General features: G+C 70.9%; 10 protein-coding genes and 1 pseudogene. 9 read left to right on the top strand and 2 right to left on the bottom strand.

Going from position 1 to position 12,716, the window contains the following annotated elements; genetic code table 11:
• Positions 1–83 precede the first annotated feature (83 nt).
• Together LXT21_RS15420 and LXT21_RS15425 are read left to right on the top strand one after the other, a co-directional pair.
• On the top strand, positions 84–299 hold the full coding sequence (locus tag LXT21_RS15420) for a hypothetical protein (RefSeq protein ID WP_254038890.1): 216 nt from the start codon (positions 84–86) through the stop codon (positions 297–299).
• Between the two features lie 38 nt (positions 300–337).
• Complete coding sequence (locus LXT21_RS15425) at positions 338–613, top strand: hypothetical protein (RefSeq protein ID WP_254038891.1); 276 nt, start codon at positions 338–340, stop codon at positions 611–613.
• A gap of 83 nt (positions 614–696) precedes the next feature.
• Here LXT21_RS15425 and hutH read toward each other — a convergent pair whose 3' ends face one another.
• A complete protein-coding gene (gene hutH, locus LXT21_RS15430) occupies positions 697–2,223 on the bottom strand; it encodes a histidine ammonia-lyase (RefSeq protein WP_254038892.1) in 1,527 nt (508 codons plus the stop codon).
• A gap of 110 nt (positions 2,224–2,333) precedes the next feature.
• On the opposite strand from hutH, the gene LXT21_RS15435 reads away from it, so the two are divergent.
• The 5 genes and pseudogenes from LXT21_RS15435 to LXT21_RS15450 all read left to right on the top strand — a co-directional run bounded on the left by LXT21_RS15435 (position 2,334) and on the right by LXT21_RS15450 (position 7,764).
• Entirely contained in the window at positions 2,334–3,611 is a 1,278-nt protein-coding gene (locus LXT21_RS15435) for an aspartate kinase (protein ID WP_254038893.1), read from the top strand.
• Between the two features lie 4 nt (positions 3,612–3,615).
• Positions 3,616–4,032, top strand: a complete 417-nt coding sequence (locus LXT21_RS15440; RefSeq protein ID WP_254038894.1) for a ComEA family DNA-binding protein — start codon at positions 3,616–3,618, stop codon at positions 4,030–4,032.
• 9 nt (positions 4,033–4,041) lie between these two features.
• A pseudogene (locus LXT21_RS45640) lies at positions 4,042–4,140 on the top strand (zinc-ribbon domain-containing protein); the annotation flags it as partial.
• A 960-nt stretch (positions 4,141–5,100) separates the two neighbouring features.
• Positions 5,101–6,411: a tetratricopeptide repeat protein gene (locus tag LXT21_RS15445; protein WP_254038895.1), complete on the top strand. Its 1,311-nt coding sequence runs from the start codon at positions 5,101–5,103 to the stop codon at positions 6,409–6,411.
• Between the two features lie 168 nt (positions 6,412–6,579).
• Positions 6,580–7,764: a glycosyltransferase family 2 protein gene (locus tag LXT21_RS15450; protein WP_254038896.1), complete on the top strand. Its 1,185-nt coding sequence runs from the start codon at positions 6,580–6,582 to the stop codon at positions 7,762–7,764.
• Positions 7,765–7,833: 69 nt separating this feature from the next.
• Here the strand turns inward: LXT21_RS15450 and LXT21_RS15455 are convergent, their stop codons facing one another.
• Complete coding sequence (locus LXT21_RS15455) at positions 7,834–8,697, bottom strand: CHAP domain-containing protein (protein ID WP_254038897.1); 864 nt, start codon at positions 8,695–8,697, stop codon at positions 7,834–7,836.
• 134 nt (positions 8,698–8,831) lie between these two features.
• Between LXT21_RS15455 and LXT21_RS15460 the strand changes: the two genes are divergently transcribed.
• Together LXT21_RS15460 and LXT21_RS15465 are read left to right on the top strand one after the other, a co-directional pair.
• Positions 8,832–10,523, top strand: coding sequence for a serine/threonine-protein kinase (locus LXT21_RS15460; protein ID WP_254038898.1), 1,692 nt, complete (start codon positions 8,832–8,834; stop codon positions 10,521–10,523).
• Between the two features lie 55 nt (positions 10,524–10,578).
• Positions 10,579–12,666 carry an ATP-dependent helicase gene (locus tag LXT21_RS15465; RefSeq protein WP_254038899.1) on the top strand — a complete coding sequence of 696 codons (2,088 nt, stop codon included), beginning with the start codon at positions 10,579–10,581 and terminating at the stop codon, positions 12,664–12,666.
• Positions 12,667–12,716 lie beyond the last annotated feature (50 nt).

Consider the following 12,716-nt stretch of genomic DNA (forward strand, 5'->3'; position numbering starts at 1 on the left):
TGGAGGCACGAATGCAGGCTGGAAGGATCGTCAGCGGTGCGTTGCTTGCTGTGGGGTTGGTGCTGGCGGGTTGTGGTGACCCCATGATGGAAGACACTGATGCCCCGGAGACCGCCTCTCGTGAGGCGCTGGTGCCCGACTGTCAGGACACCACGGAGGGGGTCATCTGCTACTCCGATGCGAGCTACACGGTGATCGTCGGTTACGTGGGCTGTGGTTGTGAAGGTCGCTGGTCGCGTTGGGGCGACACGTCGACGCTCTATTTCGTCCCCACGGACGCGTGTTTCGAGGAGCCGTGAATCGTCGTTCAACCCATGAGTCGATGCTGGAGGCACGTATGAAAACGGGAAGCTTCATCCGCGGTGCGTTGCTCGCGGCGGGTCTGATGATGGTGGGCTGTGGTGGTCCCGTGGTGGAGGACGCCGAGGCGCAGGACCTCACCTCGCGTGAGGATGCCGCCCCCAACTGCAATGGGGTGTACTACGAGCACACGTATTACCGCGACGACACGTACACGACCATCGTGGGCTCTCGGGCTTGTGACTGTTCCTTCTATTCGGGCTTCGGTCGGATCAGCGCGTTCGTCGAGTCCTACTATGGGACGTGTGGTTAGCGCGTCACGCTGAAACGAAGACGGCCCGCCCCGGAGTGCTCCGGAGCGGGCCGCGGTGTGTCTGGCAATGACAGGCGTCGGGCTCAGGCCGTGGCCGAGCGCACCGCCGCGAGCATCTCGCCGGAGTCGACCAGGTCGCTCACCGCCTGGATGTCCTTGTGCAGCTCGCGGTCCTTCTCCATGTGCGGCACCTTGGAGCGGATGAGCTCGTAGGCCGCCAGCGCGCCCTTGCCGGGCTTGACGGGCAGCCGGAAGTCCAGCGCCTGCGCCGCCACCAGCATCTCGATGGCCAGACACGAGCGGGCGAAGTCCCCCACCTGACGGCCCTTGAGCGCCGCCGTCATGCCCATGGACACGTGGTCCTCGCGGCCCGCGGACGACGGAATCGAGTCCACCGACGCGGGGTGGCTGAGCACGCGCGACTCGGCCACCAGCGCCGCGCTCGTCACCTGCGCAATCATGAAGCCCGAGTTGAGGCCCGAGTTCTTCGCCAGGAACGCCGGCAGCCCCGACAGCGCCGGGTTCACCAACTGCTCCACGCGCCGCTCGCTGATGGAGGACAGCTGCGTGAGCGCCATCGCCACCACGTCCATCGCCAAGGAGATGGGCTGGCCGTGGAAGTTGCCGCCCGAGACGATGCGCTCGGTCTCCGTGAAGACCAGCGGGTTGTCCGTGGCGCTGTTGACCTCCACCTCGAGGATTCGCCGCGCGAAGGACAGCCCCTCGCGCGCCGCGCCGTGCACCTGCGGCATGCAGCGCAGCGAGTAGGGGTCCTGCACCTTGCTGCAGTTGACGTGCGTCTCCACCAGCTCGCTGTTCACCAGGATGCGCCGCAGGTGCGCCGCGCACGCCTTCTGGCCCGGATGGGCGCGGACGTCATGAATCTCCGGGATGAAGGGCTTGTGGCTGCCGAGCAGCCCTTCCAGCGTCATCGCGCCGGCGACGTCGGCCAGCTCCGCCAGGGACTCGGCGCGCAGCTGGAGCAGGGTGCCCACCGCGCACATCGCCTGGGTGCCGTTGACCAGCGCCAGGCCCTCCTTGGCCTCGAGGATGACGGGCTGCAGGCCGGCCATCTCCAGCGCCTTGCGCGCCGGCAGTCGCTGTCCCTGGTGGAAGGCCTCGCCCTCGCCGATGAACACGAGCGCCAGGTGCGCCAGCGGCGCCAGGTCACCGGACGCGCCCACGCTGCCGCGCTCGGGCACGACGGGGACGACGTCGCGGTTGAGCATGTCCAGCGCCAGCGCGAGCGTCTCCGGACGGATGCCCGAGTAGCCCTTGGCCAGCACGTTGCAGCGCAGCAGCAGCAGCGCGCGCGCTTCGCCATGGGGCATGGGCGTGCCGACACCACAAGCGTGGGAGAGGATGAGGTTGCGCTGCAGGTCGCGCAGGTCCTTCTTGTCGATGCGGACCTCGGCCAGGGTGCCGAAGCCGGTGTTGATGCCGTAGGACGGGGTGTCTCCCGCGGCGACCCGGTCCACCAGGGCTCGCGAGGCGCGGACCCGGGCGGCGGCCTCGGGGGCCAGCTCCACGGTCACCTCGTTGCGGGCGACCTGGAGGATCTGCTCCAGCGTCAGGGTGTCACCGTCGATGAGGATACGGGGGCGCGACATTGGGGGCTCCAAGGGGTGGTTGGAATGCGGGACAGCCGGCAGCGGGGCTTTACACCGGGGAGTGGGGCTCGTATAGGTCCGCGCGACTGAAGAGGGAGGTCACGGTTCCCGTGGCGCTGATCGTCCAGAAGTATGGCGGTACCTCCGTTGGTGACACCGAGCGGATGAAGAACGTCGCCCGCCGCTGTCTGGCCGCCCAACAGGCGGGCCATGACGTGGTGGTGGTGGTCTCGGCGATGTCGGGTGAGACGAACCGGCTGCTCAAGCTGGTGGCGCAGATCACCGACCGTCCAGACGAGCGTGAGCAGGATGTCGTCGTGGCCACCGGGGAGCAGGTCTCCATCGGGCTGGTGGCGATGGCCATCCAGGCCCAGGGTGGAAAAGCGACGAGCTTCCTGGGGCATCAGGTGCGCATCGTCACCGACAGCACCTTCTCGAAAGCGCGCATCAAGAGCATCGACGCGCAGCCCATCCGCCAGGCCCTGTCCAAGGGGCACATCGTGGTGGTGGCGGGCTTCCAGGGCGTGGACGAGGAGGGCAGCGTCACGACGCTGGGGCGCGGCGGCTCGGACACCACGGCGGTGGCGGTGGCCGCGGCGCTGAGCGCGGATGCGTGTGAAATCTATACGGACGTCGACGGCGTCTACACCACGGACCCGAACATGGTCCCCGCCGCGCGCAAGCTGGAGCGCATCGCCTACGAGGAGATGCTGGAGCTGGCGAGCGTGGGCGCGAAGGTGTTGCAGATCCGCTCCGTCGAATTCGCCATGAAGTACAAGGTGCCGCTCTGGGTGAAGTCGTCGTTCTCCCAGGACCCGGGCACACTCGTGTGTGAGGAGGACAAGTCCATGGAGGACGTGCTGGTCCGCGGCGTGGCGTATGACCGCAACGAGGCGAAGATCACCATCTGCGGCGTGCCGGACGTGCCGGGCGTGGCGGCGAAGATCTTCGGCCCGCTCGACGAGAAGCACATCGTGGTGGACCTCATCGTCCAGAACCAGTCCCGCGAGGGGCGCACGGACCTGACCTTCACGGTGGGCAAGTCGGACTTCCTCAAGGCGCAGGAGGTGGTGCGCGAGGCGGTGAAGGAGATTCCCATCTCCGGCATCGAGACGGACGACAACGTGGCGAAGGTGTCCATCGTCGGCGTGGGCATGCGCAACCACTCGGGTGTGGCGGCGCGGATGTTCACGGCGCTGTCGGCGGAGGGCATCAACATCCAGATGATCTCCACGTCGGAGATCAAGGTGTCGTGCGTGGTCCACTCCAAGTACACGGAGCTGGCGGTGCGCGCGCTGCACACGGCGTTCGGGCTGGACCAGCCGCTGCCGCCCGAGGGCGCGACGACGGTGTCGGAGACGGCGGCGCTCAAGGGCGAGAAGGTCTGAGCCGGTGGCGGGGCGGACGGCCGCGCTCGCCATCGTCGCGTTGGCGGTGATGGGTGTCGGGGCGGTGGCCCGCTGGCGCTGGCCGGATTCCCGGTCAGCGTTGGATTGTCCTCCGGAGGCGGTGCGGATTCGGGCGGACGGGGTGGCGACGTGTGGTGAGGGCGAGGAGCCCACGGGGGCGGCGGCGCTGGCGTTGGGGCGCAGGCTGGACCTGAACGTCGCCACGGCGGAGGAGCTGGCGTTGTTGCCGGGAGTAGGGGCTTCGCTCGCGCGGGCGCTGGTGGAGGCCCGGGATGCGGCGGGCGGGTTCCGGAGTTGGGAGGCGGTGGACGAGGTCCCCGGGGTGGGGGAAGCCCGGTTGAAGACCCTCCAGGCGGCCACGGTGTTGGGCTCGCCTCCGGATGCCGGGCCCGTGTGGTAAGCACGCGGCGTGCAGATCGCCTGCCCTCAGTGCTCGATGCAGTATGCCTTGGATCCCCGCCTGCTTCCGCCGGGAGGGGCGTCGGTCCAGTGTACGCGCTGCGGCCATGTGTTCCTGGCCTCGCCCCAGGCGCAGGCCCCGCGCCCCGTGACCTCGGAGGGCGCCGGGCCCAAGACACCGAGTGGTTCGTGGCCCACGACGCCCGGTGGAAACCCGAGCTTGATGCGCACGCAGATCTTCGGCTCTGGCCAGTCGCCGAATGGCGCGGCCCAGACGACTGGGGCCGCGGGCGCGCATGGGACGACGCAGCCCCCCGGCGCGGTGGGCGGAGGCCATGGGGCCCCGCAGACGTTCGATGCCGTGAGCGGGAAGGGTGGGGCGCAGGGCTCGGGTGGCCATGGGGCCCCGCAGACCTTCGGAGCGGTCGGCTCCCAGGGCGCGACACCGGCTGAGGGCGCGGCGGGCTCCCATGGTGCGACGCAGACGTTTGGCGCGGTGGGTACGCCCGGAATGACGCAGTCCTCGTCGGGGACTCACGGAGCAACGCAGACCTTCGGTGCGGTCGGCACTCCTGGCATGACGCAGGCGTCGTCCGGTGCGCACGGTTCGACGCAGACGTTCGGGGCGGTCGGCACGCCCGGAATGACGCAGGCGTCGTCAGGTGCTCACGGTTCGACGCAGACGTACGGCGCGGTGGGCACGCCTGGAATGACGCAGGCGTCGTCCGGTGCGCACGGCTCGACGCAGACGTTCGGGGCGGTCGGCACTCCTGCAATGACGCAGGCGTCGTCAGGCTCTCACGGTTCGACGCAGACGTACGGCGCGGTGGGCATGCCCGGAATGACGCAGGCGTCGGCGGGTGCTCACGGCTCGACGCAGACGTACGGCGCGGTCGGCGCCCACGGGGCGACGCAGACGTTCGACACGGTCCCTCAGTCAGGCTCCGCTCCCGCCACTTCAGGGAGCCTGATCTTCCCCAGCCACACGGGCGGAAGCCCACGCCAGACCGCCCAGGTCTTCGGTTCGGCCACCTCGGGCCCTGCTCCAGCGCCCCCCTCGATTGCTCCCGTGACGCTCAACGCATCGGGGACCTCAGGCGCGAGCGCGTCCACGCCCGCCTCGATCGGGCGCACGCTCACGTACGGCGCCGTGTCCGACTCGGCCGAAGCAGCTCCCGTCCCCGAGCTCCCCGCCGAGAGCTCCACGCATCTGTACGGCGAGGCCTCGCCATCCAGCGACCTCTTCGGTGCCGCCAACGCCGGGACGCCCGTCAATCGCAAGACCTCCGTCTACGGCGCGGCCACCGACGCCGAGTCGCGCGGGGTGAACCTGCCTCCCGTCGAACTGCCTGGACTCGGCGCGCTCGCAGCGGCCGGTGGTCCCGGTCCCAGCGCCTCGGAGCCCGCCTACCGCCGAGGCGGCGTCTCCCTCCCTCCCGAGCTGCTGTCCGCGAACCGTGAGTCCGCCGACCTCGCGGCCTCGGAGCCCGCGAGCTCCTCGCGACTCTGGATGGGGCTGCTCGTGGCGGCTGGCGTGCTGCTGGCTGGAGTGCTCGCCTATCCCGCCTGGAAGAACCGCGACGTGGACATGCCGGCCACCGCGGTGACCGAGAAGGAGCGGGCCTCGGTCCTGCTGCGCCGGGACGACGCCTCCTCCAGAGACCAGGCCATCCAGAGCCTCAAGGCCCTGACGGCCACGCATCCCAAGTACACCGAGGCCCAGGCCGAGCTCGTCGTGGCGCTCTCGCTGCGCCTGGGCGAGCTCCAGGCCGAGGCCGAGCGGCTGCGAAACCAGGGCGAAATCCTCCAGCGCGACATCGACAACCGCGCCACCGCGCAGGCCACCGTCGACTGGGAGAGCCGCGTCAACGCCCTGAAGGCGCAGCGTGAGGACGTCATCAAGGCCGGCGGCCCCCTGCGCATCGAGATCGACCGGCTGCGCAAGGAAGTGGACGTCCTCGCCGAGGCCCTCGAGGCCGCCCCCGAGGTGGAGCCCACGCCGGCCCTGGCCGCGCGCGTGAAGGCCCGGGCCCTGCACGCCGGTGTGACGGCGGCGCCGGATGCCCTCGCGCTGGCCGAGCGTCTGCGCAATGTGGAAGGCGCCCCGAAGGCGTGGAGCACCGTGGCCCGCGCCGAGTACGTGCTCAGCTCGGGCTCTCCGCCGGACTCGGTGGCCCAGTCGGTGGCGGAGCTGGAGGCGCTCCGTCAGGCGGATGGCACCCTCCTGCGCCCCTACGTCCTGGGAGCCCGCCTGGCCCTGCGCCAGAAGGACCCGGCGGCGGCGCGTTCACTGTTGGACGACGTGCTGGCGCTCAACAAGAACCACGAGCTGGCGCGAAAGCTGCTCGAACAGGTCTCCGCGAGCGCCTCGCAGCCCTGAAACGACGTGCGTCACGCCCGGGAGGAGGACTGGAGAAAGTCCAGTCCCACCCAGCGTTGATCCCCACGCCTGCCCCAGCGCTCCGAGCGGAGCCGGGGACTCGGGCGGGGCATGCCTCTTGCTGAACCCAGGGCCGATTCGAGGACTGGGTCTTGGGAGGCATGGTCGATGGCGGAGGTCTTCTTCTGGTGTGCCGCGCTGCTGCTGGCGCACACATATTTTCTCTACCCATTGAGCCTGTTCGTGCTGGATGGGGCGGCGCAGGTGGCGCAGAACATCCGGGCGATGCGAGGGGGGGACGCTCGCCGTGAGCTGTCGAGGAGACGTGGGCCCGCCCCGTCGGTGAGCCTGGTGGTCGCGGCGTACAACGAGGCGTCCTGCATCGAGCAGAAGCTCGAGAACAGCCTGGCCTTCGACTACCCGGCCGACCGGTTCGAGGTGCTCATCGGCTCGGATGGCTCCACCGACGGCACCAACGAGCGCGTGCTGGAGTGCCGGGACGAGCGCGTGCGCCTGTCACCCGCGCCCCGCGCGGGCAAGACGACGGTGCTCAACCGCTGCATCCCCATGGCCAAGGGCGACATCGTGGTCCTCTCGGACGCGAACACGATGATCGAACCCGACGCCATCGAGAAGCTGGTGCGCCACTTCGATGATCCGGAGGTCGGGGCGGTCTGCGGCAAGCTGCGCCTCTACAACCCGACGAAGAAGGACTACGAGGAGAGCGCGTACTGGAGCTACGAGTCCCTCATCAAGATGTACGAGGGGCGCCGGGGCGCGGTGGTGGGGGCCAACGGAGGCCTGTACGCCATCCGCCGCACGCTCTACACGCAGCTGCCGCCGTCCACCATCGTGGATGACTTCGTCATCCCGCTGCGCATCCTCGAGAAGGGCTACAAGGTCGCGTACGAGGAGAAGGCCGTCGCGCACGAGGAGACGACGGAGGACTACGGCAAGGAGTTCGGTCGCCGCGCGCGCATCGCCGCCGGCAACTTCCAGAGCCTGCGCATGGTGCCGGGGCTCCTGCTGCCCACCGCGGGCTTCCCCGCGTTCGCGTTCTGGTCGCACAAGCTCTTGCGCTGGTGCGCGCCCGCGCTGATGGGCGTGGCGCTGCTGGCGAACCTGTTCCTGCTCGACAGCCTGTTCTACCGCGCCACGCTCTTCGGCCAGGGCCTGTTCTACGCGCTGGCGTACCTGGGGAAGGTGGGCGTGCTCAAGCGGGGCGCGGCGAAGCGGGTGGCCTCGGTGGCCTACTACTTCGTCACCATGAACCTGGCCATCGTCGTGGGCTTCTGGCGCTTCCTGCGCAACTCGCAGCGCGCCGCGTGGGACCGCACCGCGCGCGCGTCCTGAGACGACGTCTTCGGACGCGTTCGCTTCACCGGCGCCCGGCTCCTTCCCTGGAGTCGGGCGTCGTGCGTTTCAGCGCAGGGCCACGGGGATGGGCGCGGGCTTCTTCTTCGCCGGAGGGCTGGCGGGGAGCACGCTGCCGTAGGCCGCGAAGAGCTGGCCGGTGAGCACCGGGGCCTTGTTCGGGCCGGGGTGGCGCAGCAAATCGTTGAGCACCTCGCCCGTCTTCGGATCTCTCGGCAGGTGGGGGCGCGCCAGGTTCATCCGGTAGCGCACCACGCCCCGGCCCACCCGGTGGATGACGGTGACGGTGCCCTGGTCATCCACGCCGTCGACGATGCCCACGTGGGTGAGGCCGTCGTTGCGGCGGCCATCCCGGTTCTGGTCATACGTCTCGTTGAAGAACACCAGGTCTCCGGGTACCGGCCGGCCGTCCTCGTACACGCGGCCATTCGCGCGGGCATAGCGGTACAGCGCGGTGACGCCGTTGTCCCCGGGCTTGAGCGTGCCCCGGAAGGACAGGCCCGCCTGCGCGTAGACGCCCTCGATGAGGCCCGTGCAGTCGGACGGGTACTTGCGCCCGTCGAACGTCACCTGCGGCTTGCCCACCACCGAGCGCGCCGCGGCGAGGACCTTCGCGCGCGCATCGGCCGAGACAGGGCGCAGGCTCGCGGTGCTCACCGGGGGGGGGGCCGGCTTGCCCTTCGCCGGCCGGGACGCGGTGGCGCGCGCGGGCGTCTTCGCCTTGGCCGGCGCGGACTTCTTGGGCGGAGCCTCCGCCACGGGCGTGGACAGCGACTCGCGCGGGAAGGCCGGCGGCGAGGCCGAGTGGTAGCGGACCGCGTACGAGTCCAGCCAGGGCTCCAGCCGGCCGGACGGGGTGGCGCAGCCCGTCGCGAGCATCGAGAGCATTCCCATCAGCGTGAGCCACCGCATGCGCGACCTCCCTGTAGCGTCCTGGGGCACCATGCTGGCCCCAGGTTCGTGTGTCGTCAAAAAACCTACCCAGGCAACCGTCCGTGGCGGCGCGTGTTTCCGGGGGGAGCGGGGTGCGGTATTGCTCCAGGAGAATGTTTTCACTCCGCCGAGTCTTCCCCGTCCTCCTGCTGGCCACCGGGTGCCTGCCCAATCCGTATGACCGCGCCGCCAGCACGGACACGGTGGAGGGCTATCGCGCCTTCCTGCGGGAGAACCCGACGCACCCGGATGGTGACGCCGCCGAGGCCCGGCTGGAGGAGCTGGAGTTCGAGGAGGCGAAGCGGCTGCACACGGTGCTCGCCTACAAGCGCTTCCTGGAGGCGTACCCCGAGGCGCCGCACTCGCGCACCGCGAAGACGCTGCTGGAGGGCCTGCGCTTCAACGCCGCGAAGGAGGCCGACGCCGTGGCCGCCTGGAAGCAGTTCCTCCAGGAGCACCCGGACGGCGCCCAGCGCGACGAGGCGAAGCGGCTGATGCTGGAGGCGGAGTCGCGCGAGCTGGCGACGACGGAGGACCCGAAGCGGCTGGCGGAGTACCTGCGCGAGAAGCCGGATGATCCACGCCGCCTCCAGGTCGAGTCACGGCTGGACGCGCAGGCCTTCGAGCAGGCCAGGGGCTCCGGCGCGACGAAGCTGTTCGCCTACCTGAAGGACTTCCCGGCCGGGGTGCACCGCGAGGAGGCGCGCGTGCTGCTCCTGGGGCTGGAGGTGGAGGGGCTGCTCGTCTCCGGCCTGGTGGACGAGGCCGAGGCGCGGGTGAAGGCGCATCCGCTGGGGCCCAAGCTCACGGACTTCCCCGCGCGACTGACGCGCGCCCGGGCCGAGCAGGCCGCGCTGGCGCATCCGGATCCGCTCGTCCGCGCCGCGCACGTGGGCCACTACCTGCGGGACCTGGAGGACCTGAAGCGCTCGCTCCTGGCTCCGGACGCGCTGGACCGCTGGCAGGCGGCCGAGGAGCTGGGTCAGCACGTCTCCGTGCGCGCGGTGGACCCGCTGCTGGACGCGCTGCGCTCGGCGCGAAACCCGTTGATCCGCCAGAACGCGCTGGAGTCGCTGCGCACGGTGCTCACGTCGCTGCCGCGTCCGGTGGCGGAGTACGAGGTGGCCTCCCGGCTGGACGCCCTGCGCGAGAGGGCCAGCAGCGCGGAGATGTACCTCACCGTCGCCGTCCTCCTGGACCTCTCCGGGCAGTTGCCGCAGGCCTCCACCGAGTACCAGCGCGCCTTCGACTCCGGGGTGCCGGACCCCGTGGTGCTGCGCCGCTGGGTGGACATCCGCGAGGGGCGCAAGCAGCCCTTCTCCGCCGCGGTGGCCGCGCGCCAGCTCGCCGTGTGGGCGCTGAACGTGGCCCGCGACGAGACGGTGACGACCGAGGGCCGCGTGCCCCTGGCCTCGGCGCGGCAGCTGTGCGCGGCGGCCGTCAACGCGAGATTCGCCCAGGAGGCCATCGCCCGCGCCCGCTCCTTCTCCACCGAGTTCCCCGAGGACCTGGCCGAGTTCGAGCGCCGCGCCGAGGAGGCCCGCCGCCTCACCGAGGCCCGGCTGGGCGACGCGGAGCTGCTCCTCCGGGAGCAGTCCCCCGGGGTGCGCACCTGCTCGGACCGCGGCGTCACCGAGCGGCTGGAGGGTGGGGTGAAGGAGCGCACCGCCGCCCTGGCCTCGGTGGGCACGAAGCTGCCCCAGGTGGGGCGGGTGCTGCTGGAGCTGGCCCGGGAGCGGGATCCTTCCGCCCAGGTCCGCGAGGCGGCCTCGGCCCGGCTGACGGCGCACAAGCCCGCGCCGTGAAGTCCGGCTGATCCGTTCGTCCCGGGCGGGCGGGGCGGTTAGAGTTCCGCGCCCCATGGTCTCCCCGCCCACCCCCAGGCCGCTCGGTCCGCCGAGTGGCCCGTCGCGCATCGACTACGCCCGGCGCCTCAACGAGGAGCAGCTGCGCGCGGTGGAGGCCGACGCGGGGCCGGTGCTGGTCATCGCCGGCGCGGGCTCCGGCAAGACGCGCACGCTCACCTTCCGCGCCGCGCGCAGGCTGGAGCAGGGGCTCTCACCCGACAACCTCCTGCTGTTGACGTTCACCAACAAGGCCGCGCGCGAGATGACCCGGCGCCTGGCGGACCTGGTGGGCGGCTTCGTGGACGTGGGGCGCGTGACGGGCGGCACGTTCCATCACGTGGCGCACGCGCTGCTGCGCGAGCACGCGACGGCGCTGGGCTACTCGGAGCGCTTCACCGTGCTGGACCGGCAGGACGCCCGGGACCTCATGGTGAGCTGTCTGGCCGAGCGCAAGCTCCAGAGCAGCAGGCGCTTCCCCCGGCCGGAGCTGGTGCTGGAGCTGGTGTCGCTCGCCACCAACCTCCAGCAGGCCGTGTCGGAGGTGCTGGTGGACCGCCGGCCGCAGTTCGTCCCGCTGGCGCCGGAGGTGCTCGCCACGGCGGCGCTCTACCGTCAGCGCAAGACGCGGCTGCACCTGATGGACTTCGATGACCTGCTCCTCAACCTGAAGCGGCTGCTCGTCGAGCAACCCCGGGTCCGCGCCCTGCTCGCCGAGCGCTTCCACGCCGTGCTCGTGGACGAGTACCAGGACACCAACAGCCTCCAGGGCGAGCTGGTGGATCTGCTCGCGGGCGAGCGCCGGGATTTGACGGTGGTGGGGGACGACTGCCAGTCCATCTACAGCTTCCGGGGGGCGGACTTCGCCAACATCATGGGCTTCCCGGAGCGCCACCCCGGCTGCGCCGTCTTCACCCTCACCCGCAACTACCGCTCCACCCCGGAGATCCTCCAGCTCGCCAACGCCGCCATCGCCCAGAACACGCAACAGTTCCCCAAGGCCCTCGTCTCCGAGCGCGCGTCCGGACCCCGCCCTCTCGTCGTCCCCACGCTGGACGCGGCCGAACAGGCGACCTGGGTGGCCGAGCGCATCCAGGCGCTCCGGGAAAAGGGCCAACCCCTGGAGTCGATGGCCGTCCTCTACCGCGCCCACAACCACGGCCTGGAGCTCCAGCTCGAGCTGACCCGCCGGGGCCTGCCGTTCCGGGTGCGCTCCGGGGTGCGCTTCTTCGAGCAGCCCCACGTCAAGGACGTGCTGGCCCACCTGCGCTGGGTGAACAACCCCCGGGACGAGCTCGCGTTCCGCCGGGTGGTGCGCGCGGTGCCCGGCGTGGGACCCACCACGACGGAGCGCCTGTGGACCTCGCTGCGCGCCCTGCCCGAGCACCTGTCCCTGGAGGAGCGGCTGGTCCACGAGGACGTGCGGCGTCATGTCTCGAAGAAGTCGCTCGGGGCCTTCGAGCGGCTCACGGCGCTGATGGGGCGGCTGGGACGCCCGGAGGCCACGCGCGACCCGGGGGGGCTCATCGAGGACGTGCTGGCGGGTGGGGACGCGGCGCGGCTCGCCCTGGAGTCCACGCCCGAGGACAGCCGGGAGGACGACCTCCGGCGGCTGGCGGAGCTGGCCCGGCGGTTCGAGGACCTGCCGCGCTTCCTGTCGGAGCTGGCGCTGGTGGCCGAGTTCGCCGCCAAGGAGGCCCTGGAGGGTGATGCCCCCGGGGACATGCTGACCCTCACCTCCGTCCATCAGGCCAAGGGGCTGGAGTGGCGGAGCGTGTTCGTCCTCTGGCTGGTGGACGGGCGCTTCCCCATGTCCCAGGCGACTCGCTCGGCCGAGGAGGAAGAGGAGGAGCGCCGCCTGTTCTATGTGGCCACTACCCGGGCCCGGGACTCGCTGGCGCTGGTGTACCCCCTGTCCGTGCTGCCCCGGGAGGGGGAGCGCATCGTCCTGCGCCCGTCCCGCTTCCTGGACGAGCTGCCGACGGGGGAGGGGGGGCCGTATGATCGCCTGGTCCTGCCCTCCACGGAGGCGGTACGCGGGGTGTTACCACCCCCCCTGGGGTGGAACGAGCCGGGTCCGGAGGGCTCCGAGGCGGAGGACTGAGGGCTTCGCCCAGAAACGCGCGCGCGAAGTCGCGACGTGATACAGAGTGG

This window comes from Myxococcus guangdongensis (assembly GCF_024198255.1).
GTDB classification, from domain to species: domain Bacteria; phylum Myxococcota; class Myxococcia; order Myxococcales; family Myxococcaceae; genus Myxococcus; species Myxococcus guangdongensis.